Raw genomic sequence first — 23173 nt, 5'->3', positions numbered from 1 at the left:
CGTCGTTTCCTTGATCGGGTTCGGCGAGGTCAGAGCACCCCGATCGAAAGGTTCTGATACATCCCCCACAGCGCGGTGACAAAGATCGCGAGCGTCCCGATCATCTGCGTCACGATCCGGTGCCGCGTCAGGCGCTTGCGCAGCTGTTCGCCCTGCGCCTCTTCCATCGCGATGCGGCGCGCGGTCCGCATGCTCAGCATCCCGACGATCGACATCGGGAACCCGAGCAGGAACAGCGCCTGGGCAAACTCGATCCCGTAGAAGAACCCGAGCATGCCGAGCCCCGTGAGGATGAAGCATCCGAAGGCCAGCAGCCACAGCCCGGACACATGCGCGATATAGAGCAGCCGGTTCACGTTGACGCGGGTGATGTCCTCGAGGTCAGCCTCGGCCTGACCACCCTGCCGCCGGGCGCGCTGGACCATGTCGAAGGGAACGCCCAACACCCAATGGCTGGTCGTCGACCAGACCACCGCCAGCGCAATCCAGAACCACAGGTTCGAGAACGACCGCATGTCGATCAGCTCGAAAATCGAGTCGTACCAATCCACCCGTACTGCCCTTTATGTCCATTTGCCCCGACCGCGATGAATTGCGGCGATTGACACTCTTGTGGGGGTCGGCAATCCATGCCACCCAATGCTGAAATGTGCAAGGAGACCGTGTCATGAAACCCACAGTCGCGCCCTTCCCCCACACCCGCCTGCGCCGCGCCCGGCGGACCCCGGCCCTGCGCGGGCTGACCCGCGAGAACCTGCTGTCGGTCGAAGACCTGATCTGGCCGGTCTTCGTCCGCGAGGGCAAGGGTGAGATCGAGCCAGTCGCCTCGATGCCCGGCGTCTACCGCCGCAGCGTCGACAAGATCGCCGAGGCTGCGAAGGAGGCTCACGCGCTTGGCATCCCCGCCATCTGCATCTTTCCCTACACGCCGCTGGAAGCGCGGACAGAGGACTGCGCCGAGGCCTGGAACCCCGACAACATCGCCAACCGCGCCATCCGCGCGGTGAAGGACGCAGTGCCCGATATGGCGGTGATGACCGACGTGGCGCTCGACCCCTACAACATCAACGGCCATGACGGATACGTGGTGAATGGCGAGATCGTGAATGACCGCACGGTCGAGGCGCTGGTGCGCATGACGCTCGCCCAAGCCCAGGCCGGCGCCGACATCATCGGCCCCTCTGACATGATGGACGGCCGGATCGGCGCCATGCGCACGGCTCTCGAGCAGGAGGGCTACCAGAACGTGATGATCCTCAGCTACTCCGCCAAATATGCCAGCGCCTACTATGGCCCCTTCCGTGACGCGGTGGGCGCCAGCGGCGCGCTGACCGGCGACAAGAAGACCTACCAGATGGACCCGGCCAATTCCGACGAGGCCCTGCGCCTGATCGAACGCGACCTGCGCGAGGGCGCCGACATGGTGATGGTCAAGCCCGGCACGCCCTACCTCGACATCATCCGCCGGGTGAAGGACAGCTTCGGCGTACCGACCTTCGCCTACCAGGTCAGCGGCGAATACGCGATGATCCAGGCGGCGGCGCAGAACGGCTGGATCGACGGCGAGAAGATCATGATGGAGAGCCTGCTGGGCTTCAAGCGGGCCGGCTGCAACGGTGTGCTCACCTACTTCGCCCCCGAGGCCGCCAAGCTTCTGAACGGCTGATACGGGCGGCCGGCCGGGCCTGTCCCGGCCAGCCCCCGGAAACAATAGCGATTTCCTGCCGAATCGGGCGCCTCACAGGGTGACAGGCGGCAAGGATCCGCGTATATCTTGGGACAAGGCCGGGCAAACCGACCATATGCAGCAGTTACACAGGCGACAAACCATGAACAATGCGAACGCTTCCCGGCTCGGGCGCCGGGCCTTCACCTTGACCGCACTTGCAGGTTTGGCCGCAACCGCCGCCTGCGGCAACGGCGTCGGCAGCGACAATGCCGCGAGGATCGACGCGCGGGTCGATGCGACGCTGAACGAGATGTACACCCAGTACCCCAACACCCGCGACCTCGCGCAGAAGGCCACCGGCATGCTGGTGATGCCACTGGTCACCGAGGCGGGCCTGTGGATCGGCGGCGCCTACGGGCAAGGCGCGCTGCGGGTCAACGGGGTGACGGTCGACTACTACTCGACCACCAAGGCCAGCGCAGGGCTTCAGATCGGGGCGCAGCAATACGCTCACGTCCTGTTCTTCATGACCAATGACGCGCTGATCGACTTCCGCCGCTCGTCCGGCTGGGCCGCCGGCGGCGACCTCGAATACGTGCTGCGCGACATGGGTGACTCCGTGGCCGCCGACACCACCACGCTGCGCTCGCCCGTGCTGGCCGCCGTCTTCGGCCGCGCAGGCCTGCGCGTCGGCGCTACGCTGGAAGGCACCAAGTACACGCGGATCATTCCCTGAGCCGGGGCCGGAGGGCCGGCGCCCCTGGCAGATGGCAGAGCGAGGGGCCAGCCCCTCGCGCTCCCCGGGATACTTGGAACCCAAAGAAATCAGTGGTTTCAGAAAGTCAAAAGGCCCCACAAGAGCGGGGCCTTCTTCGTTTCAGGGCCGTCTATCAGGCGGCGGCGACCGCCCTTTTGGTCAGCACGCCCACGAGGTGCGCGCGGTATTCCTTGGAGCCGTGCAGGTCGCCGATCATCCCATCCGCCGGGACGGAGAGCCCTTCGAGCGCCGCAGCCGAGAAGTTCGCGGACAGCGCGGCCTCGGCTTCGCTCCAGCGGAACACGCCCTCTTCCGAGGCGCCGGTCACCGCAACGCGGACGCCGTCCGCGTATTTGGCCACGAACACACCGACCAGCGCAAAGCGCGACGCGGGCTGCTCGAACTTGATGTAGGCCGCCTTCTCGGGCACCGGAAAACGCACCGCAGTGACGATCTCGCCATCCTCGAGCGCGGTGGTGAACATGCCCTGGAAGTAGTCGTCGGCCGCGATCTCGCGCGAGCTGGTCACGATGGTGGCGCCGGACGCCAGCGCCGCCGCCGGGTAGCAGGCCGAGGGGTCGTTGTTGGCAAGGCTGCCGCCTATGGTGCCGCGGTTGCGCACCGCCGGATCGCCGATATTGGAGGCCAGCGCGGCTAGCGCCGGATAGGCCGAGGCGGCCTCCTTGGCCACGGTGCCGTGGGTGGTGCCGCCACCGATGGTGACCGTGCCGCCCTCGGCCTTGACGCCCTTCATCTCGGCGATGCCGGTCAGGCTCACCAGGGTGGCGGGCATCGCCAGCCGCTGCTTCAGCGTCGGGATCAGCGTCTGGCCACCGCCGAGCGCCTGTGCCTCTTCCTCGCCGAGCGCCGCCACGGCATCGGCCACGGTGGTCGGCTTCACGAATTCGAATTCATACATCCCATCTCTCCTTTCGGGAGGAATGCGGAGCGCGGGGCCCCTCATTTCTTCTCTTTGCAAATACTCATCTTTCCGGCGCCGACCGCAAGAGCCGACGCCGGAAAAAGACTTACCCCTGCATGGCCGCCCAGACCCGTGCCGGGCTCATGGGCATGTCGATATGCGCAACCTTCTTGCCGCCCGAGTTGAGCGCGTCGATCACCGCGTTCACCACGGCCGGCGGCGAACCGATCGCCCCGGCCTCGCCGCAGCCCTTCACGCCCAGCGGGTTGTGGGTGCAGGGCGTGCAGGCCGAATGGTCGATCTCGAAGCTCGGCACATCCCCGGCGCGCGGCATGGCGTAGTCCATGTAGCTTGCCGAGAGCAGCTGGCCGTTCTCGTCGTAGACGCAGTTCTCGAGCAGCGCCTGCCCGATCCCCTGCGCCAGACCGCCGTGCACCTGGCCCGAGACGATCATCGGGTTGATCAGGTTGCCGAAATCATCGGCCGCCATCATCCGCTCGATGGTCACGCGGCCGGTGTCCGGGTCGACCTCCACCTCGCAGGCATAGGCGCCCGAGGGATAGGTGAAGTTCGCCGGGTCGTAGAAGGCCGTCTCCTCCAGCCCCGGCTCAATGTCTTCCAGCGGGTAGTTGTGCGGCACGTAGGCGGCAAGGCAGACATCGCCCCAGGCCACCGACTTGTCGGTGCCCGCGACGCTGAACGCCCCGTTCTTCAGTTCGATATCGGCCTCGCTCGCCTCCATCAGGTGCGCGGCGATCTTCTTGCACTTGTTGATGATCTTCTCGGTCGCCCGCACCATGGCCGAGCCGCCCACCGCGATCGAGCGCGAGCCATAGGTGCCCATGCCCATCGGCGTGTTGGCGGTATCGCCGTGGACGATCTCGACCATGCTCTCGTCGATCCCGATCATCTCGGCGATCACCTGCGGAAAGGCGGTCTCGTGCCCCTGCCCGTGGCTGTGGCTGCCGGTCATCACGACCAGACCGCCAGTGGCGTTGACCCGCACCGTGGCACTCTCGTAGAGACCGGCGCGCGCGCCGAGCTGACCCACGAGGTTCGACGGCGCGATGCCGCAGGCCTCGATGTAGCAGTTGATGCCGAGCCCGCGCAGCCTGCCCTTGGCCTCGCTCGCCTTGCGGCGCGCGGCAAAGCCCGCGATATCGGCAATCTGCTCCAGCTTGTCCATCGTCGCGTGATAATCGCCGGTGTCATATTCCACCGCCACCGGGGTGGCATAGGGGAACTCGGTGATGAAGTTCTGACGGCGCAGGGCGATCGGATCGACCCCCAGCTCGCGCGCGGCCATGTCGATGACGCGCTCCAGCTGGTAGGTCGCCTCGGGCCGCCCGGCCCCACGGTAGGCATCCACCGGCACCGTGTTGGTAAAGACCGCCTTGACGTTCACGTAGATCAGCGGGGTCTTGTAGTTCCCCGCCATCAGCGTGCCGTGCAGCCATGTCGGCACCGAGGGCGCAAAGGTGGACAGGTAGGCGCCCATGTTGGCGTAGGTCTCGGTCCGGATGGCGGTGAAGTTGTTGTCCTTGTCCAGCGCCAGTTCGATCTTGGTCACGTGGTCACGGCCATGGGCGTCCGAGATGAAGGCCTCCGACCGGCTCGCCGTCCACTTCACGGGCCGGTTGATCGCCTTGGCCGCGAAGGTGCAGAAGGCTTCCTCGGCATAGTGGAAGATCTTGGTGCCGAACCCACCACCCACGTCGGGCGCGACAACCCGCAGCTTGTGCTCGGGAATGCCGAGAACGAAGGCACCCATCAGCAGGCGGATCACGTGGGGGTTCTGCGAGGTGGTGTAGAGCGTCGAGTTGCCGGTGCCGCGCTCGAAATCGCCGACGGCCACGCGCGGCTCCATCGGGTTGGCGACAAGGCGGTTGTTCTTCAGCTCCAGAGTAGTGACATGGGCGGCGTCCTTGATCGCCTTGTCGACCGCCTCGCGGTTGTCCTCGACGAAGCCCCAGTCGTAGCAGAGGTTGGAGGTCAGGTCGTCATGCACCTTGGGCGCGCCGTCCTTCAGCGCCGACTTCATGTCGATAACGGCGGGCAGTTCCTCGATGTCGACGACGATGGCTTCGGCAGCATCCCGCGCCTGCGCCGCGCTGTCCGCGACGACAGCGGCGATCGGGTCGCCCACGTGGCGCACCTTGCCCTGCGCCAGCACCGGGTGCGGCGGCTCCTGCATGGGCTGGCCGTGGCGGTCGGTCACCTGCCAACCGCAGGGCAGCCCGCCGACGCCCTCGAAATCCTTGCCCGTGAAAATGCGAACGACGCCCGGCATGGCCTCGGCGTCGCTGGTGTCGATCTTGTTGATCTTCCCGTGCGCAATGTCGGAGCGCAGGAAATAGACGTAGGCCTGCCCCCGGATGTTGATGTCGTCGGTATAGTTACCGGCCCCGGTCAGGAACCGCACGTCCTCGCGCCGCTTGCTGCTGGCGCCGATGCCGCTGTCCTTTGGCATTTGGAAACTCCTCCCTGAAATTCCGCGCGCCCTCCGCGCGCTGGTCGCCCTCCCGCCCTGCGGCACCGCCCCACCCCAAACGAGGTGTCCTCGTCAGGCAGTCCGCGCGCGTCGAGGGGTCCGTTATTCGGCTGCGATGGCTCCCTCCAGCTGGCCCGAGGCCGCCAGGATCGCCTTGACGATGTTGTGATACCCGGTGCAACGGCAGATGTTGCCTTCGAGGTAGTGACGGATCTCGGCCTCAGAGGGCTTCGGATTGTCCTTCAGCAGCGCGGTCGCGCTCATCACCATGCCCGGCGTGCAGAACCCGCACTGCAGACCGTGGTGGTCCTGGAACGCCTGCTGAACGACGCTCAGGGTGCCGTCGGCATTGGCCTGGCCCTCGATGGTCGCCACCTCGGCACCCTCGGCCTCCATGGCCAGCATGGTGCAGGACTTAACCGCCGCCCCGTCTACATGAACGACGCAGGCGCCGCACTGCGACGTGTCACAGCCCACGTGGGTCCCGGTCATCCCCAGCGTATCTCGCAGGAACGACACCAGCAGCGTGCGTCCTTCGACCTCGCCGCTGACCTCCTTGCCGTTCACTTTCATGGAGATTTTCGTCATCAGTGTCTCTCCCTTCGGATTGATGCCTTCGGGGCCGAGTAAATCACTTCGCCCGAAGCTTGAGAACAGGATTCTTTGTAATCCGGTATAGATAGACCGATACCGGTCAGCCCCGGCGTCCCGATCTGGGCTGCGGCCGGGTCGGAATTTCCTTCAGCAGGCCACCGACGCCCATTGCCGCGATATCGGCGCTGCTGACGTCGACGCCGCAGGCGACCCGCGACAGCACCCAGTCCGCGCCGTTCAACGCGGGCGAACGTGCGCATCCCGGCAGTCCGATCACCGGCCGCGCGCCTATCTCGCCGAGGAAGAGCAGGTTGCCGGGGTCGACCGGCATGCCGAAGCGCTCGATGGTCCCGCCTGCGCGACGTACCGCGCTCGGGGCGACGTCGTCCATGTCCGAGGTGGCAGAGCCGGTCAGCACCAGCGCGAGCTCGCCGCCGAGGTCTGCCAGCGCCTGTGTCAGCTGCGCGGTGTCGTGCGGCACCTCGCGCACATCGGCCAGTTCGATCCCCAGCGCCGCCAGCCGGTCCCGGATCGCGGCGATCCCCTTGGCGTTGTCCGGTCCGCCCGGGATGTCCGTGACCACCAGCCCGGCGCTGACGTGCACGGGCGCGCGCAGCCGGATCGCGCGGCACGCCAGTTCCCCGGCCCGAGACACCGCGTCCTCCGGCACCGCGTAGGCAATGATCTTGACCGTTGCCACCATCTGCCCCGGCCCGACCTGCTGCCATTCCGGCACCGTCGCCACCGTCACCATCGGGTGCACCGCGTTCAGGGCGTGAATGGCTGCGGCGTCGATCTCGACCACGCCCGGTCCCTCGGAAATCAGGTTCACCCGCCCGGTGAAAGGCTCGGTCAGCCGAAGCCCCTGCGCCTCCGGCTCGGGCACCAGCGCCGCGGCGATCCGCCCGGCAGCCGCGTTCTCGTCAAGGTCCCCTGTATCGGCGCGCGCAACAATGATCTCGTTGATCCCCTCCGACCTCAGCCCGGCGACATGCTCGGCCGTGAGGACCTGTCCCTTGCGCAGGCGCCGCCCGGCCAGCGTGACCGAGTGGGCCAGCATCGCGCCTTCGGCTTCGTCCACCGGGACGGGGCCGAATTTCATGCGGCCCCCTTGCGCAGGACCTGGGTCATCTGCGCGATGATCGACACGGCGATCTCGGCCGGGCTCGCGGCCCCTATGTCGAGCCCGACGGGGCCGTGGATGCGCGCGATCTCCTCTTCGCTGAACCCTGATGCCTTCAGGCGCTCCACCCGCTTGGCGTGCGTGCGGGTCGATCCCAGCGCGCCGATGTAGAACACACCCGAGCGCAGCGCCGCCTCGATCGCAGGGTCGTCGAGCTTGGGGTCATGGGTCAGCAACACCAGTGCCGTGCGCGAGTCGAGACCAAGCAGGGCCACCGCCTCGTCCGGCCAGTCATGCAGCAGCTTGGTCTCGGGAAAGCGCGCGTCGGAGGCGAAGGCCTCGCGCGGGTCGATCACCGCCGGATCGTATCCGGCAATGCGCGCCATCGGCACCAGCGCCTGCGCAATATGAACCGCGCCGACCACGATCAGGCGCAGCGGCGGATTGTGGACGGCGACAAAGGTCTGCCCCTCTTCCTCGAACCCCGAACGATCCATCCGCATCCGCTCGGGATAGGAGCCGTGGAGCAGACGCCGCACACCCGTATCGAGCGTAACTTCGTAAGCCACCGGCTCTCGCCGGGCCCGCGCCGCGACCAGTTCGGCCAGCAGGTCCTCGGGCAGCGCGCTGCCGATGGGTTCGACCAGCACCCGTATGGTGCCGCCACAGGCCAGACCGACGGCAAAGGCGTCGTCGTCACTGACCCCGAACTCCAGCATCCGGTGCGCGCCATCCTCGATGGCTTCCAGCGCCTCGACGATCACCGCGCCCTCGACGCAGCCCCCCGAGACCGAGCCCTCGATGCGCCCGTCGCCCCCGATGGCAAGCTGCGCCCCGATGCGGCGCGGGGCGCTGCCCCAGGTCTCCACCACCGTGGCGAGGGCCGCGCCGACGCCATCCCTGTGCCACTGCAATGCGATTTCGGGGCTGTTGTCGAAACGGTCCATGATCTTCTCCCGGCGCGCGACGTCCACCGCACAGAGATAATCACGCTCCCCGGAATTGTATAGGGCGGGCCTCGGCTGCACATGGCGCCGGCCCGCCCCCGCGCCTCCGCCTTACCACGCGGGAGACGCTCATCCGGGGCCCTCTCTTTCCCCGGGGTGGCCGCCTCGATCGGCGGCTTTGACAGGTCGGACGACATGGTCCGCCACTCACCAGTGCCAGGGGACTGATCCCTCCGTACCCCCGGCGACCATGCACCGTTCCTGCCAATTCGTGACTTGCAGGGAGAGAGTTAGGGCATCGCCAACAGGTCCGACATGACATAGGTCAAATCGCACGAGAAAGGGCCGCGAGTTGATCGCGGCCCTTCCGATGTGTTCTGCCAAGCTGAACGCTTGCCCGTGGGGGACGCGCTCAGTTCAGCAGCGGTGTGATGTTGCGAACCGCGACCCGGCGGTTGGCACGCTCCGAGGAGGAGGTCGCGACCTTCAGGTCCGACTCGCCGTAGCCCTGCACCACGAGGTTCTCGGGCGGAACCTGGAAGTACTGGGTCAGCGCCAGCGCCACCGTCTCGGCCCGGCGGTCCGACAGGGCAAGGTTGCTGCCCGCGGTGCCCACGGCGTCAGTGTGTCCTTCGATCAGGAACACGTCGCCCGGGTTCTCGCGGATCGCCTCGCGCATCGAGGACCCGAGCGCGGCAAGCTGCTGCGCCTGCTCCGGGTTGATCGCCGAGGACCCCGTGGCAAAGGTCACGTTGTTCACGTTGATCTCGGGCACGAGGCGGCGCACCGCGTCAATGTTACGGACCTGCGAGAGCGAGAAGGTGCGCCCGATCTCGTTAGCCTGCGTCGCGGCCAATGCCAGGCGCAGATCGTCCTGCGACACCCCTTGCCCATAGTTCACCTGGTTGGTGCGGTAGGTCGGCAATTCGCTGACCTGCACCGGCTGGAACGAGCGGGTATCGTCAAACAGGACGACCTGTTGACCGTTGGGCATAATCCGCGTGCGGCGCAGCACCCGGCCATCGGCGGCGCGAATGGTCTCGACCCGGCTGCCGTCCTCGTAGGTCACGAAGCTGCGGGTGGAGCCGTCGTTGAAGCGCTCGGTCTGCACCTGGCTGCCCGGCTGGCGCAGCAGCACGTCGTCGTCCTTGAGCACGCGCAGGCCGTCGTCACCCTGAACCACGATCCGGTCGCCGGAATTGCTCACGACCTTGTCGTTGTTCTTCAGCAGCTGGGTCACCGCCAGCGCGCCAAGGCCAAGCAAGGCCACCTTGCCCACGTTGGACAGGCCGCTGTCATCGTCCTTGACGGTATTGGCTGGCTTGGCGAACTCCTCGTCCGCGCGGCGCACGTCCTGTTCGGTGATGGTCTCGGTCTTGACCTCGCCCTTGGCTTCAGCACCGGCGGCGGCAGCAGCGGCTGCGGCCTGACGCTCTTCACGGCGCGCGGCGCGGTCGGCCTGCTGCTGGCTGTCGAGCTTGGGCGCGCTCTCCACGTCCTCGGCACGCTCGGCCTGACGCGCAGCCTTGCGCTCGGCCTGACGTTCTTCCTTGGTCTTGGTCTGGTCTGCACCATCCTCGACCGCCGCGGTCGCCGCGGGTTTCGGCTCGGCGGACTCGGTCTTCACCTCGGCCTCGGCTTCAGCCTTCACCGGCTCGGATGCCGTGGTCTCGGCAGACTTTTCCTCGGCGGTCTTGTCCTGAGCAGGCGCGCCCAGGGCAGACTGTGCTTCGGGTGCCTTTTCGGCAGCACCAGCGTCGGCCTGCGTCGGCTGCTCGGCCTCGGGCTTCGGCTCGGGTGCCTCGGCAGACTCCTCGGTCGCCTTCGCACCGGCAGCTGCCTCGGCCTCGGCTTGAGCGGCCTTCTCTTGCTGCCGCTGTTCCTTGCGTTCGGCCTTACGCTCGGCCTTGCGCTCTTCCTTGGTCTTCTTCTCGGGCTGGTCTTCCGCGGCCTGTGCCTGCAACTCTTCCCCGGCTGCGGCGTTACCCTCAGCCTGCTGATCCTGCTGTGCCTCGAGCTGCTGACGCAGCTTGTCGACGTCGGCCTGGCTCTGTGCGATGGCGACATGCGGAATGGCGAGTGACAGGGTCACCGCCAGTGCCGTCGACGATTTCAGAAACCTTTTCATAACTGGTCCTCCGTTGTGCCGCCTGCGCGGTCTGGACAACACAACGACCTGCACCCGGATTCGGTTGCATACAAGGGTCAACACATTGATATTACAAATGTTACTTCAACTGTTCAGCAACGCCATCAGCCGCGCCTTCTCGCCCGCGTCCTCGCGGCGGGAGATCACCCGCGCAAGGTCTTCCAGTGAAGCGATGGAATGGCCCGCGCGGAAGGAATCCACGTGCGGCAGCATCGCGGCGATGCCCCGCGCCCGCGGCGCGAAACCATCCCAGCGCAGCAGCGGATTCAGCCAGATCAGACGTCGGGACGAGAGGTGCAGCCGCTCGATCTCGCGCGCAAGCTGGTCAGGATCGTCGCGATCCAGACCGTCGGTGATCAGCAGCACAACCGCGCCCTGCCCCATGACCCGGCGCGACCAGTCGCGGTTGAAGGCGTGCAGGCAGGCCCCGATCCGGGTCCCGCCCTCCCAGTCCTGCGCCTCGGCCCCCGCCGCCCGCAGCGCCTGATCGACATCGCGCGTGGCAAGATGGCGCGTGATGTTGGTCAGCCGGGTGCCGAAGGTGAAGGCATGCACCCTCGCCCAGCCCTGCCCCCTGCGGTTCGAGACCGCGTGCAGGAAATGCAGGATCACCCGCGAATACTGGCTCATCGACCCGGAGATGTCGCAGAGCACCACGAGGTTGGGCCAGCGGGGTTTGGGCCGCAGGTGCTTCAGGTCGCGGATCTCGCCCCCCTGACGCATGGCGCCGCGCAGGGTGCCGCGCCAGTCCAGCCGCCGCCCCAGCGCCGCAGGCTCGCCCCGGCGCGACGGCAGCGGTTTGACCGGCAGTTCCAGCCGCTCCAGCATCCGCTTGGCCGCCGCCATCTCGGCGGTGCTCATCTGCTCGAAATCCAGGGTGCGCAGGCGCTCCTCGGAAGACATGGTGAGCGAGGCGTCGACCTCGATCATCGTCTCCTCCTCCCGCGCGTCGCTCTCCTCGGGCAGGTCGGGCGCGTGGCCGTCCAGCAGGGCCTCGGCCGCGCGTTTCTCAGCCGCCTGTGCGACCCGCTCTTCCTGCACCCCGCGCACGGCGGGCAGCATCATCGCCATCATGTGCTCGAGAAAGCGAGGATCGCGCCAGTAGAGCCGGAAGACCTGCGCAAAGACCGCGCGATGCTCGGGCCGGTTCACGAAACAGGCGTGCAGCACCCAGTAGAAATCGCGCCGGTCGGTGAACCCCGCCGCCTCGACCGCGCGGATGGCATCGGTCACCCGCCCGGGCCCCACCGGCAGTCCGGCCTTCCGCAGCGCCCGCGCGAAATGCAGGATGTTCTGGGCGAGCTTCGGGTGCTCGGGCAGATCGAGGGGCGCGTATTCCGGCATGTCTCGCCTCTGGTTCGGGTCGTCGCCGGGGGCTGCCTGCCCCCGGACCCCCGGGAGTATTTCTGAAGAAAAGAAGGTCAGGCGGGTTCCAGCGCCGCCCTGGCCTGATCGAGGATGCGCTTGGCTTCCGATCCCTGCAGTTTCTGGATGTCGTCCTGGTACTTCAGCACCGCGCCGAGCGTATCCGAGATCACCTCGGGCGAGAGGTCGATCACGTCGAGCGCCAGCAGGCATTTTGCCCAGTCGATGGTCTCGGCGACGCCCGGCTTCTTGAACAGATCCTCGGTGCGCAGGGCCTGCACGAAGGCGACGACCTGCCGCGACAACGCCTCGGCGGCCTCGGGGGCCCGGGCGCGCAGGATTTCGAGCTCGCGGTCGAAATCCGGATAGTCGACCCAGTGGTAAAGGCAGCGCCGCTTCAGCGCGTCATGCACCTCGCGCGTGCGGTTGGAGGTCAGGATGACGATGGGTGGCTCGGGGGCCTTGATGGTGCCGAGTTCGGGGATCGTGACCTGGAAGTCCGAGAGCGCCTCCAGCAGGAAGGCCTCGAAGGGTTCGTCGGTACGGTCGAGTTCGTCGATCAGCAGCACCGGCGCGCCATGCTCGTCGGGGCGCATGGCCTGCAGCAAGGGGCGTTCCACCAGGTAGTCGGGGCCGAAGAGTTCGCGCTGGAGCATCTCGCGGTCGGCGCCGCCCCCGGCCTCGGCGGTGCGGATGGCGATCATCTGGGCGGGAAAGTTCCACTCGTAGACCGCGCTGTTCGCGTCCAGCCCCTCGTAGCATTGCAGGCGGATCAGGCGACGCCCGAGGCCGGCGGCGATGGCCTTGGCGATCTCGGTCTTGCCGACGCCGGCTTCGCCCTCGAGAAACAGCGGACGGCCGAGTTTCAACGCGAGGAAACAGACCGTGGCGAGCGCGCGGCCGCAGACGTAGCCCTCGGCGCCCAGCATGTCCTGGACCGCGTCAATCGAGGCGGGAACGGGTATTGGCTCTGACATGGCTCCTCCCTTTTGGCTCAGAAGGTCACGAGTGGGCCGGGAGGTCAACCGGAGCCGCGCGGGCTGATGTTTACCGGCAACCCCGCAATCGCCGAAGTATGGGCAAAATGTTGACGGATTCCGGGGCAAATGTCATGACACAAGGATAAAACGGGCGCCCCGCCGCCTCCCTGACGGGAGCGGCGACGAGGTGCAGGGGCAAACGAGACGATGGGCAGCAGCGCGCCGACGAGCGACTTGCGGGTGACCGCGGTCACCTGCGTCAAGAACGAGGGTCCGTTCCTGCTGGAATGGATTGCCTACAATCGCCTGATCGGCGTGACCGATTTCCTGTTCTACTCCAACGACTGCAGCGACGGCACCGACGATCTGCTGGACGCGCTGGCGCGGCGCGGGCTGGTCGCGCATCTGCCCAACCCCGCCGAGGGGCGCAACTACCAGATGGAGGCGCTGAAGCACGCCCGCACGCAGCCCTGCGTCACCGGAGCGGACTGGGTCTGGATCGCGGACGTGGACGAGTTTCTCAACATCCACACGGGCGATCACACCATCGCGGCGCTGATCGACGCCTGCGATGACCCGCAGGCGATCTCGATCCCGTTCCAGTTCTTTGCCAACGATGGCGTCGAGCGGTTCGAGGACAGCCCCGTGATCGCCCAGTTCACCCGCTCGCACAATCCTGACATCTGGTGCGGCGAGCTGGCAATCGAGGTCAAGTCACTGGTGCGGAAGGACTTTCCGCTGCAGTACTACGGTGCACACCGGCCCTTCTTCAACGCCAAGCGTACCGGCGAGGCGCTGCCGACCTGGACCGATGCCTCGGGGCGCAAGGTGCCGGAGGCTTTCCTCAAGGCATCGAACCCGCGTCGCATGCGCAAGTTCCCGGCCCTTGGCGCCCGGCGCTTCGCGACGCTGAACCACTACGCCCTGCGCAGCCTCGACAGCTATCTGGTCAAGACCGACCGGGGCGACGTCAACCGCGAGAACCGCGCCTTCGACGACAGCTATTGGCGCGAACGCAACGACCCGGCGACCGAGGACCGGAGCATCCTGCGCCATCTCCCGGCGCTGGACGCCGCGCTGGCCGAGCTGAAGAGCGACCCGGAGATCGGCGCGCTGCACGAGCAGGCGGTCGCCCGTCACCGGGCGCGGCGCGATGCGCTGCTGGCGCAGGAAAGCTACCGCCTCATGCGCGATGCACTGCGCGATGCCCCGACCCTGCCGCCGCAGGAAGAGGCGCTGCTGGCCGAACTGGGGCTGGCCCCGTGACCCTGCGCGCCGTCAACCTCGGCCTGCCCAAATCGGGCACCACGACGCTCGCCAAGGCGCTGCGCCTCTCGGGCATGGTGGTCGCCGACCACCGCCTCAGGGGGCGCAACACCAAGGACCCGTCGAAGAAGGGCCGCTATGTCGCCGACCTCTTGTACCGCGCCTATTTCGACACCGGTGATCCGGCGGCGCTGATGCCCGAGGTCACCGCGATCTCGGAAATGAGCATGATGCACAAGGATCGCTGCGCCTGGCCGCAGACCGATTTCGCCCTGATCCGCGCCATCCGGGCGCATCATCCGGGGGTCAGGTTCCTCGCCTCGCGGCGCGAGGCCTTTGCCATGTCGCAGTCCATGCTGGCCTGGTCGAACCTCGGCACCGACAGGCTCCCGACCGGGGCCGTACCGGGGCTGCCGGCGGGGTTTGGCGAGACCAGCAAGGAGCGCGAGCGCTGGATCGACGGCCACTACGGCAACCTCAGGGAATGGTTCGCGGGCGATCCCGACTTCCTCGAATTCGACATCGCTGACCCCGAGGCGCCGAACCGCATTTCGGCCTTCCTCGGCGTCGACCTGCCGTGGTGGGGCACCGCCAACGCCAATCCGCTGCGGAGAACGTCCTGATGCGCATCTACCTTCATATCGGGCCCGAGCGCATCGCCGCGGAACGCCTCCAGCAGGTGCTGGCCGAGAAGCGCGACGCGCTGCTGTCGGAAGGCATCCTGTTCCCGCGCAGCCCGGGTTCCGGGAACCACACCCGCCTCTACATGGCTGTGACCGACCCCGGCCACATCGACCCCCTGCGCTACAACCGGGGCTACATCACCGCCGAGAAGCAGGCGCGCCTGCGCGAGATGCTGGCGACGGAACTGGCCGCCGAGGTGGCGCAGCACCGCCCGCAGACGCTGATCCTTGCCGCGCCGCAACTGGGCCAGTCGCTCTCGCGCCGGACCGAGCTGGAACGGTTGAAGGCCCTGCTGGCGCCGCTGTCGCAGGACATCCGCATCGTCGCCCATGTCGATGAGCAGGCGCGCGCGCTCGTGCGGCACTACGATGATCAGATCCTCGACGGACGCCCCCAGCCGCTGGATCGCGAAATGGCGCTGGCACCGAGCGAGAGCTGGTGGAACGCCTGCATGAACACCCTGCCCCCGATCGTTCCGCAGAACGGATGCTTCGAGGAAACCCAGGGCGCGCCCTTCTGGCTCGACTACCGACGTCTGGTCGGCTTCTGGGAGGATGTCTTTGGCGCGGACACGGTCGCGCTGCGCCCCTACCGCGCTGCAGAGTTTGCCTCGGATCGCGTCACCGACGAACTGCGGGAGAGTTTCGCGATCACCCGGAACCTCGGCAAGCCCCCCGCCGCGCCAGACGCCGCTGCCCCCTCTGCGGCCTGGCTCACGCGGGCACGGCGGCTGAACGAATTGCTGCTGCACCTGCTCGACACCCGCAACAAGCTGTTGCCGAGGCAGGTCTGGCGCGGGTTCCTCAACGAGGTGGCAATCGAGGGCGCGCCGACCGCGCCCGGTAGCCTGAGCGCGATTTCCGAGCGCTTCGCGGCGGACAATGCCCTGCTCTGCGCCGCGCATCCCGCGCTTGCGCCTGGTGATCTCGCGCCCGATGCAGCCCTGCCCACTTGGCACGAGGCGGACCCGCTGAACGGCTACCGCGCCTCGCAGTACCTGCTGGCCTTCATGTATCGCATCGACAAGGCCACGCGCGAGGAAGAGAAGGCCAAGGGCGCCGACATCGCCCGGCTGACCGACGCGCCCGCGCCGCGCCGGCCGCGGCAGATCCCCCTGACAGAGACCGCGCGCGCCCTGATGCCGCCGCTGGCGGTGCAGAAATTCGAATCCCTTCAGACCTCGTCGTTCAGGCCACACAACCGCATTGGCGCCGTGAACGAGGAGGAGCTCGCCGCGGCCTATGCCGCCGCCCCGGCCCGCATTCTCCCGCAGGGGTCGAGCGGCAACGTGATCGTCGGCTGCATGAAGAACGAGGCGCCCTACATCCTCGAATGGGTCGCCTATCACCGCGCCATCGGGATCGACAACTTCCTGATCTACACCAATGGCTGCGAGGACGGGACCGACGAGATCCTCGACCGCCTGCAGGAGATGGGCGTTCTCCAGCACCGGCTGAACGACGACTGGAAGGGCAATTCGCCCCAGCAGTTCGCCCTCAACCGCGCCCTCAAGGAACCGCTGATCCGCAACGCCGATTGGATCGTCCACATCGACGTGGACGAGTTCATCAACGTGCGCTGCGGCAACGGCACGCTGGAAGACTTTTTCGCACGGGTTCCCGATGCCACCAACGTCGCGATGACGTGGCGGCTGTTCGGCCATAACGGGGTGACCAAGCTGGCCGACGACTTCGTCATCGAGCAATTCGATACCTGTGCGCCAAAGTACTGCCCCAAGCCCCACACCGTCTGGGGCTTCAAGACCATGTTCAAGAACATCGGCGCCTACGGCAAGATGTCCTGCCATCGGCCCAACAAGCTGGCCGAGGGCTACGAGGACCGTGTGCTCTGGGTCAACGGCTCCGGCGAGGACATGACATCGGAGGTGGCGCGCAATGGCTGGCGCAATTCGCGCAAGTCCATCGGCTATGACCTGCTGCAACTGAACCACTACGCGCTGCGCTCGGCCGAGAGCTTCCTGATCAAACGCCAGCGTGGCCGCGCCCTGCATGTCGACCGATCCATCGGGCTGAACTACTGGATCCGGATGGACTGGTCCGACTTCCGCGACATCACCATCAAGCGCAACGTGCCGCGGGTGCGCGCCGAATACGAACGCCTGCTGGAGGACGACACGCTCCGGTCCTGGCACCAGAAGGGGCTGGACTGGCACCGCGCCAAGGCCGACGAATTGCACGCCCAGCCCGAGTTCCGCGAGCTCTACGAGCAGGCCCTCGCGGTCAAGCTGACCGAAACCGAGCGTGTCGCCTACGCGCTGGCACTGGACATGGAAAGCTGACATGACGCATCAAGAACGGCGCACAAAACATTGAAAATATGTTCAGTTCTCACCATCAAGAATGAGGGCACCTTCCTGCTGGAATGGCTCGCCCATCATCGTGCGGCGGGGATCACCGACTTTGTCGTCCTCTCCAACGACTGCGCGGACGGCACCGACACCATGCTCGACAGGCTGGCCGAGCTCGGCTGGCTGACCCACATCCGCAACGACGGCCCCTATGACAAGCGTGGGGTGCAGTTCACCGCCCTGACCCGCGCGGGCGAGGCCGAAGCCGTGCAAGGGGCCGACTGGCTGCTGCCCCTCGACATTGATGAGTTCGTCAACGTCCACACCGGCGACAACACCCTGCCTGCCCTCATCGCCGCTCTCCCCGAGGCCGATGCGATCACCCTCACCTGGCGGCTCTTCGGCAATGGCGGCATCGAACGCTACGAGGATGCTCCGGTCACCGAGACCTTCACCGCCTGTGCGCCCGAGGTCATTCACTGGCCGTGGCGCGCTGTGATGTTCAAGACGCTCTATCGCAACGACGGAACCTACCGAAAGCTTGGCGTGCATCGCCCGCGCAGCCCGGCACCCGCCCGGCTCGGGGCCAGCCGCTGGTTCGATGGCGAGGGCCGCGAGCTTGGCGATGCCTTTCGCAACCGCCGCCTGTTTTCGGACTATGGCCGCCCGAACTATGGCCTTGCCCAGCTGAACCATTACCCGCTGGGCGCGATGGAAAGCTTCGTGCTCAAGGCGGATCGGGGGCGCGCGGTCCACTCCGGCCATGCCCTCGACGCGGACTACTGGGTCGAGCGGAACTACTGCACGGACACCGACACCTCGATCTCCGCGCTGTCCGACCGCGCCATCCCGATCCGGCAGGAGCTGCTGGCAGACCCGATTCTCGCCCCCCTGCACAGCGCGGCGGTAAACTGGCGCAAAACCCGCTTCGAAGAGCTGATGCAGCAGGAACCCTCGCGCGCACTCTACGCCAGGTTGTTGATGGCACCGCCCTCTCGCCCGATTTCGCCCAAGGCGGCTCAGTTCCTCACCCGGTTTGCCCTGATGGACCGAAAGAACGCGAAACAGTAGCATATGTTTCAGGCCATTGTGTCGCCATCTGGCGGAATGAGATCACCGCTCTAGCTTTAGCCCGAAACCCTGTTTAACTGGATTCAACGGTGGGGAATTCGGGCGATGCGGAACCTAGTAAACAAGTTGGAAACGCCCATGACGGGGCTTGATGCCGCCGTCTGGAAAAGCCGGTTGATTCAACTGACGCAGGAGCTTGGCAGCTACCGCGCCTTGGGCAAGAACCACTTTGCCACCTTCATCCAGCAGACCCCGACCTTGCTCGTGACCTTCGAGACTGTGCAGGGCATCCGCGCGCTCTCCAGCACCGCTCAGCCCTTTGGTTTCGACATGGTAAGGGCGCGCAACTGGTCGCACCTCTGCATCATCTCGAACGGCGACACATGGTTCCGCGATCCGGCGATCTACGCCTACTTCGACGAGCTGATCGACGAGGGCTTCTTCGACGAATTCCAGCGCGTGCTGTTCTACGGCGCCGGCCCCTGCGGCTATGCGGCGGCGGCCTACTCGGTCGCCTCTCCGGGCTCGACCGTGGTCGTGGTTCAGCCGCAGGCGACGCTCGACGCCCGCCTCGCCGAATGGGACCCGCGCTTTCCCGAGATGCGCCGTACCTCGTTCCGCGACCGCTTCGGCTATGCGCCCGACATGCTCGACGCGGCGCAGCAGGCCTTCGTGCTCTATGACCCGCGCGAGGAATACGACGCCATGCACGCGGCGCTCTTCGCGCGCTCCAACGTCACGCGGCTGCGGCTTCCCTTCATGGGCGCCGCGCTGCAGACCCAATTGATGGACATGGAGATCCTCTATCCGCTGCTGACCCTCGCCGGGCTCGGCAAGCTGGATGCGCGTAGCTTCTACCGCATGTACCGCGCCCGCCGCGACAACGTGAATTACCTGCGCAACCTGATGGGACACCTCGACAAGATCGAGCGCCCCTATCTCAACATGCTGCTGTGCCGGAACGTGATCACCCGCAAGAACGCGCCCAAGTTCCGCCGCCGGCTGGACCAGCTGGAAAAGGCGGCCGAGGACGGCGAGTTCGACTTCCCCGCCGACGCCCAGTCCGCGGCGCAGTAGTCCGCCGCCAAAGCCGCTGGCCTGAACGCGAGAGCTGTGCTAGCGGAGCGCCATGAGCGAGACACTGACCCTCCGCCGGCCCGACGACTGGCACCTTCACCTGCGCGACGGCGCCATGCTGCGCGCCGTGCTGCCCGAAACCGCCCGTCACTTTGCCCGGGCCATCGTGATGCCGAACCTCGTGCCGCCGGTGGTGACCGGCGCCCAGGCCGCCGCCTACCGCGATCGCATTCTCGCCGCCCTGCCCGAGGGCATGGCCTTCGAGCCGCTGATGACGCTCTACCTGACCGAGGATACCGACCCGGCCGACGTGGCCGCCGCCCATGCCTCCGGCCTCGTCAAGGCGGTCAAGCTCTACCCCGCGGGCGCGACCACCAATTCCGCCAGCGGCGTGAAGACTTTCGAGAACGTGCGCGGCGTGCTTGAAAAGATGGCCGAGATCGGCCTGCCGCTCTGCGTGCATGGCGAAGTGGTCGACAGCGACGTCGACATCTTCGACCGCGAGGCCGTTTTCATCGACCGCGTCCTCGACCCGGTCCGCCGTGCCACCCCCGGCCTGCGCGTGGTCATGGAACACATCACCACCTCCGACGCGGTGGACTACGCAAGCGCCCAGGGCGACGACCTTGGCGCGACGATCACCACCCATCACCTGGTGATCAACCGCAACCACATCCTCGCCGGGGGCATCAAGCCGCACTACTACTGCCTGCCGGTGGCCAAGCGCGAAACCCACCGTCTCGCTCTGCGCAAGGCCGCGACCTCGGGCAGCAAGCGCTTCTTCCTCGGCACCGACAGCGCGCCGCATACCGACGCGAACAAGCTGCTGCCCTGCGGCTGCGCGGGCTGTTTCACGGCGACCAACACCCTCTCGATCCTCGCGCAGGTCTTCGAGGAGGACAGTGCCCTCGACAGGCTCGAAGCATTTACCTCGCTGAACGGCCCGGCCTTCTACGGCCTGCCCGTGAACGACGAGACCATCACCCTTAGCAAGGGCGCTGCGGTGACCTATCCCTCGCAGATCGAAACCGAAGACGGTCCGGTGACTGTTTTCGATCCGTTGACAGAACTGCACTGGAAGGTCGACTGACGCAAAATTGTCCGTTCGGGCAAAAAGTTTCCCGGTCGTCGCCACAAAATCGTTGAGAATTAACGCTCGTTGGGCACAAGGAATTTGTGCGGACGGCGCAATTAATTGCGCGTCATTTGCGGAATACTCAAGATTTAGGGATAGACGATGACGACTTACACGATGCAAGGGTTTCAGGTCGACTGGCGCGACAACGCGGACTTCACCGACATCGATTACACCGGCTTCAGTGCAAGCGCGACATTTACGGTCGTTGCGGCAGCCGGGGGCGGCTTCACTTACGTGAACGACGCCGCCGAGTCCGACGGTGACGTCTGGGCCGAGGTGGATCTGACCGGAACCTACAACGTTGGCCTCGATGACTTTTCGGTGTGGCCCACCGAAACCGGCGGGGTTCAGGACTCGAACGTAAGCTTCCTCGAGCTCACCTGGAAGAGCGGCGGCAAGACCTACACCACCACCCTTGTCGAGTTCTCGATCGAATGGGGCGATGACTCGGATGGCCGCATGACGGGCTCCGATTACTACTTCGTGCTGGACGGCGCGTCCCTGCCGGGGTTCTCCTCGCTGTCCGAGTTCGAGACCTTCACCGAAAACAATCTCACCGGCGTCAGCGAAGCCTCCGGCGACCTGGCCGAAGGCGAGTACATCGAATGGGCCGATCTGGCAGAGTTCGAAATCGCCACCGAAGACGATGAAATCTACGGCACCAACCGCCGCGACACGCTGAACGGCGGGATCGGTGACGACTATTTCGTCAGTTCCAAGGGGAACGACACCTACAACGGCGGCCAGGGCTATGACCAGGTCACCTTCCAGAATGACCCGAGCGGCGTGATCGCCAACCTTCTGAAGGGCACCGCCACCGATGGCTGGGGCAACACCGACACTCTCAACAGCATCGAGATGCTGCGCGGCTCGGCCTATGACGACACGTTCATCGGCAACAACGGCAGCAACATCCTGCGCGGTCTCGCCGGTGACGACATCCTGAACGGCGGCAAAGGGCGTGACGAGGTCCGCTATGACCGCGACGACCGCCATGGCGGCGACAGCGGCGTGACGGTGAACCTGCAGCAGGGAACAGCCACCGACGGCTTCGGTGACACCGATACCCTTCGCAACATCGAGAACGTGCGCGGATCGGACTACAATGACCGCATCACCGGCGACGGCAAGGCCAACCAGCTTGAGGGCGAAGGCGGCAACGACAAGCTCTACGGCATGAACGGCAATGACACCCTCTCTGGCGGGGCTGGCCGCGACCTGCTGGACGGCGGCAACGGCAACGACGACCTCTACGGCAACGGCGGCGCGGACAAGTTCGTGTTCAAGGGCAACTTCGGCCACGACACGATCCACGACTTCCAGACCGCGGGCACCAAAGAGCGCATCGACCTCTCGGCCATCGACGAAATCAGGTCGTTCAAGGACCTCAAGAACAACCACCTCTCGATGGTGGACGGCAACGCGGTGATCACCGACGACGATGGCAACACCATCACGCTCGACGGGGTCGTCAAGGCCGACCTTTCTGCCAACGACTTCATTTTCTGATCCGGCGCAGCCAATACGCAACACACGCCCCTCGCGCCATCCCGGCGCGGGGGGCTTTTTGTTGGGGTTTCACGAGATTTGCCGGAGTTCGGCGATCCCAAAGCGATGGAGCAAATCCGCGCGGCGGCCCCGATCCGAATTGACAGACTCGGCCCCGTGAGTGATCACGTGCATATCGATGCGCGGAAATCCGCCGCCGGTTCCGGTTACTCTGTTCCGAGGCTCTGCTCGCCCTCCGAACGGACGGCCCCGCGCCAATGCGCGAGTGGGCCACTTTCCCGCCCCGTCTGCCAACGGGGCGGGCTTTTCTTTACAGGAGCCCCTGCCCACTGGCCTGCCGGTCGTGGCAGGCTTTCCTTTTCAGACCACCTGCACTATGCGCTGGAAAACCGTCAGCAGAGGACCGCCGCACATGATCCCGTCCGCCTTTCCCCCCAAGGAAGAAATCGCCCGCCTGTCGGCCCGGATGCTGCTGGAAATCGGCGCGGTGCACCTGAACGGCGAACAGCCCTTCACGCTGGCCTCCGGCCTGCCCAGCCCCACCTACGTCGACTGCCGCAAGCTGATCTCCTACCCGCGCATCCGCTCCACCCTGATGGACTTCCTGACCGTCACCGTCATGCGCGACGCGGGCTTCGAAGCCTTCGACAACATTGCCGGCGGCGAGACCGCGGGCATCCCCTTTGCCGCCCTCGTGGCCGAGCGCATGGCGCTGCCGATGACCTATGTCCGCAAGAAACCCAAGGGGTACGGTCGCAACGCCCGAATCGAAGGTCAGATGACCGAGGGCCAGCGCGTTCTGCTGGTCGAGGACCTGACCACCGACGGCGGCTCGAAACTCAGCTTCGTCGACGCCATCCGCGACACCGGGGCCACCTGCGCCCATACCGCGGTGATCTTCTATTACGGGATCTTCCCGGAAACGATCAAAACGCTGGGCGACCATGGGGTTAGTCTGCACCACCTCTGCACCTGGTGGGACGTTCTGGCCGAAGCCAAGTCCTCCGGCGCCTTCTCGGCCGAGACGCTGCGCGAGGTCGAAAGCTTCCTCCACGCGCCCCGCAAATGGCAGGAAGCACGTCAGCAGGGCTGACCATGCCCTAGGCGGTTTGCCGCGGGCGGC

Annotated in this window: 19 protein-coding genes; 10 read left to right on the top strand and 9 right to left on the bottom strand. The window is 66.3% G+C overall.

The genetic code is table 11. The features are described from left to right. Positions 1–29: 29 nt before the first annotated feature. The gene (locus DDT93_RS03220) at positions 30–551 is read right to left on the bottom strand and encodes a component of SufBCD complex (RefSeq protein WP_109464340.1); all 522 of its coding nucleotides are present in this window, start codon (positions 549–551) and stop codon (positions 30–32) included. Between the two features lie 116 nt (positions 552–667). Here DDT93_RS03220 and hemB point away from each other — a divergent pair, with 116 nt between their 5' ends. Both hemB and DDT93_RS03210 read left to right on the top strand, forming a co-directional pair. Continuing rightward, a complete protein-coding gene (gene hemB, locus DDT93_RS03215; protein ID WP_109464339.1) occupies positions 668–1666 on the top strand; it encodes a porphobilinogen synthase in 999 nt (332 codons plus the stop codon). 163 nt (positions 1667–1829) lie between these two features. Next, positions 1830–2405, top strand: coding sequence for a lipid-binding SYLF domain-containing protein (locus DDT93_RS03210; RefSeq protein ID WP_109464338.1), 576 nt, complete (start codon positions 1830–1832; stop codon positions 2403–2405). Positions 2406–2559: 154 nt separating this feature from the next. Here DDT93_RS03210 and DDT93_RS03205 read toward each other — a convergent pair whose 3' ends face one another. The 8 genes from DDT93_RS03205 to DDT93_RS03170 form a co-directional block, all read right to left on the bottom strand. Beyond that, positions 2560–3345, bottom strand: a complete 786-nt coding sequence (locus DDT93_RS03205) for an FAD binding domain-containing protein (RefSeq protein ID WP_109464337.1) — start codon at positions 3343–3345, stop codon at positions 2560–2562. 109 nt (positions 3346–3454) lie between these two features. Further along, positions 3455–5818, bottom strand: a complete 2364-nt coding sequence (locus tag DDT93_RS03200) for a xanthine dehydrogenase family protein molybdopterin-binding subunit (RefSeq protein WP_109464336.1) — start codon at positions 5816–5818, stop codon at positions 3455–3457. Between the two features lie 123 nt (positions 5819–5941). Beyond that, positions 5942–6427 (bottom strand): (2Fe-2S)-binding protein, encoded by a 486-nt coding sequence (locus DDT93_RS03195; protein WP_109464335.1) that lies wholly within the window; start codon positions 6425–6427, stop codon positions 5942–5944. 106 nt (positions 6428–6533) lie between these two features. Then, positions 6534–7535: a molybdopterin-binding protein gene (locus DDT93_RS03190; RefSeq protein WP_109464334.1), complete on the bottom strand. Its 1002-nt coding sequence runs from the start codon at positions 7533–7535 to the stop codon at positions 6534–6536. Next, on the bottom strand, positions 7532–8503 hold the full coding sequence (locus DDT93_RS03185; protein ID WP_109464745.1) for an XdhC family protein: 972 nt from the start codon (positions 8501–8503) through the stop codon (positions 7532–7534). Before DDT93_RS03185 ends, DDT93_RS03190 begins: the two co-directional genes overlap by 4 nt. A 412-nt stretch (positions 8504–8915) precedes the next feature. After that, positions 8916–10631 carry an OmpA family protein gene (locus DDT93_RS03180; protein ID WP_109464333.1) on the bottom strand — a complete coding sequence of 572 codons (1716 nt, stop codon included), beginning with the start codon at positions 10629–10631 and terminating at the stop codon, positions 8916–8918. 105 nt (positions 10632–10736) lie between these two features. Then, positions 10737–11996 carry a vWA domain-containing protein gene (locus DDT93_RS03175; RefSeq protein ID WP_109464332.1) on the bottom strand — a complete coding sequence of 420 codons (1260 nt, stop codon included), beginning with the start codon at positions 11994–11996 and terminating at the stop codon, positions 10737–10739. A gap of 77 nt (positions 11997–12073) precedes the next feature. Beyond that, entirely contained in the window at positions 12074–12994 is a 921-nt protein-coding gene (locus DDT93_RS03170) for an AAA family ATPase (RefSeq protein ID WP_408607903.1), read from the bottom strand. 237 nt (positions 12995–13231) lie between these two features. On the opposite strand from DDT93_RS03170, the gene DDT93_RS03165 reads away from it, so the two are divergent. The 8 genes from DDT93_RS03165 to DDT93_RS03130 all read left to right on the top strand — a co-directional run bounded on the left by DDT93_RS03165 (position 13232) and on the right by DDT93_RS03130 (position 23143). Continuing rightward, positions 13232–14263 (top strand): glycosyltransferase family 2 protein, encoded by a 1032-nt coding sequence (locus DDT93_RS03165; RefSeq protein WP_109464743.1) that lies wholly within the window; start codon positions 13232–13234, stop codon positions 14261–14263. Continuing rightward, positions 14260–14886, top strand: a complete 627-nt coding sequence (locus tag DDT93_RS03160) for a sulfotransferase family protein (RefSeq protein WP_109464331.1) — start codon at positions 14260–14262, stop codon at positions 14884–14886. The genes DDT93_RS03165 and DDT93_RS03160 overlap by 4 nt, the downstream gene beginning before the upstream one ends. Continuing rightward, the gene (locus DDT93_RS03155) at positions 14886–17246 is read left to right on the top strand and encodes a glycosyltransferase family 2 protein (protein WP_109464330.1); all 2361 of its coding nucleotides are present in this window, start codon (positions 14886–14888) and stop codon (positions 17244–17246) included. The genes DDT93_RS03160 and DDT93_RS03155 overlap by 1 nt, the downstream gene beginning before the upstream one ends. 30 nt (positions 17247–17276) lie before the next feature. Beyond that, positions 17277–18326 (top strand): glycosyltransferase family 2 protein, encoded by a 1050-nt coding sequence (locus DDT93_RS03150; RefSeq protein WP_109464329.1) that lies wholly within the window; start codon positions 17277–17279, stop codon positions 18324–18326. A gap of 138 nt (positions 18327–18464) precedes the next feature. Continuing rightward, positions 18465–19403 carry a phosphoadenosine phosphosulfate reductase gene (locus DDT93_RS03145; protein WP_232825356.1) on the top strand — a complete coding sequence of 313 codons (939 nt, stop codon included), beginning with the start codon at positions 18465–18467 and terminating at the stop codon, positions 19401–19403. 52 nt (positions 19404–19455) lie between these two features. Beyond that, on the top strand, positions 19456–20493 hold the full coding sequence (gene pyrC / locus DDT93_RS03140; RefSeq protein ID WP_109464327.1) for a dihydroorotase: 1038 nt from the start codon (positions 19456–19458) through the stop codon (positions 20491–20493). Positions 20494–20640: 147 nt separating this feature from the next. Beyond that, entirely contained in the window at positions 20641–22050 is a 1410-nt protein-coding gene (locus tag DDT93_RS03135) for a calcium-binding protein (RefSeq protein ID WP_109464326.1), read from the top strand. 412 nt (positions 22051–22462) lie between these two features. Continuing rightward, positions 22463–23143 (top strand): orotate phosphoribosyltransferase, encoded by a 681-nt coding sequence (locus tag DDT93_RS03130; protein WP_109464325.1) that lies wholly within the window; start codon positions 22463–22465, stop codon positions 23141–23143. The last annotated feature ends 30 nt before the right edge of the window (positions 23144–23173 follow it).

Source organism: Albibacillus kandeliae (assembly GCF_003116585.1).
GTDB classification, from domain to species: Bacteria; Pseudomonadota; Alphaproteobacteria; order Rhodobacterales; family Rhodobacteraceae; genus Albibacillus; species Albibacillus kandeliae.
The sequence above is the reverse complement of the archived record's forward strand: the minus strand, read 5'-3'. Positions and strand labels throughout refer to the sequence as shown.

Bases quoted from the DNA above. Each gene is read 5' to 3' on its own strand.
- DDT93_RS03190 (WP_109464334.1), bottom strand. From the start codon at position 7,535: ATGAAATTCGGCCCCGTCCCGGTGGACGAAGCCGAAGGCGCGATGCTG.
- DDT93_RS03170 (WP_408607903.1), bottom strand. From the start codon at position 12,994: ATGTCAGAGCCAATACCCGTTCCCGCCTCGATTGACGCGGTCCAGGAC.
- DDT93_RS03155 (WP_109464330.1), top strand. From the start codon at position 14,886: ATGCGCATCTACCTTCATATCGGGCCCGAGCGCATCGCCGCGGAACGC.
- DDT93_RS03175 (WP_109464332.1), bottom strand. From the start codon at position 11,996: ATGCCGGAATACGCGCCCCTCGATCTGCCCGAGCACCCGAAGCTCGCC.
- DDT93_RS03200 (WP_109464336.1), bottom strand. From the start codon at position 5,818: ATGCCAAAGGACAGCGGCATCGGCGCCAGCAGCAAGCGGCGCGAGGAC.
- DDT93_RS03180 (WP_109464333.1), bottom strand. From the start codon at position 10,631: ATGAAAAGGTTTCTGAAATCGTCGACGGCACTGGCGGTGACCCTGTCA.
- DDT93_RS03185 (WP_109464745.1), bottom strand. From the start codon at position 8,503: ATGGACCGTTTCGACAACAGCCCCGAAATCGCATTGCAGTGGCACAGG.
- DDT93_RS03210 (WP_109464338.1), top strand. From the start codon at position 1,830: ATGAACAATGCGAACGCTTCCCGGCTCGGGCGCCGGGCCTTCACCTTG.
- DDT93_RS03130 (WP_109464325.1), top strand. From the start codon at position 22,463: ATGATCCCGTCCGCCTTTCCCCCCAAGGAAGAAATCGCCCGCCTGTCG.
- DDT93_RS03135 (WP_109464326.1), top strand. From the start codon at position 20,641: ATGACGACTTACACGATGCAAGGGTTTCAGGTCGACTGGCGCGACAAC.
- DDT93_RS03195 (WP_109464335.1), bottom strand. From the start codon at position 6,427: ATGACGAAAATCTCCATGAAAGTGAACGGCAAGGAGGTCAGCGGCGAG.
- DDT93_RS03205 (WP_109464337.1), bottom strand. From the start codon at position 3,345: ATGTATGAATTCGAATTCGTGAAGCCGACCACCGTGGCCGATGCCGTG.
- DDT93_RS03145 (WP_232825356.1), top strand. From the start codon at position 18,465: ATGACGGGGCTTGATGCCGCCGTCTGGAAAAGCCGGTTGATTCAACTG.
- hemB (WP_109464339.1), top strand. From the start codon at position 668: ATGAAACCCACAGTCGCGCCCTTCCCCCACACCCGCCTGCGCCGCGCC.
- pyrC (WP_109464327.1), top strand. From the start codon at position 19,456: ATGAGCGAGACACTGACCCTCCGCCGGCCCGACGACTGGCACCTTCAC.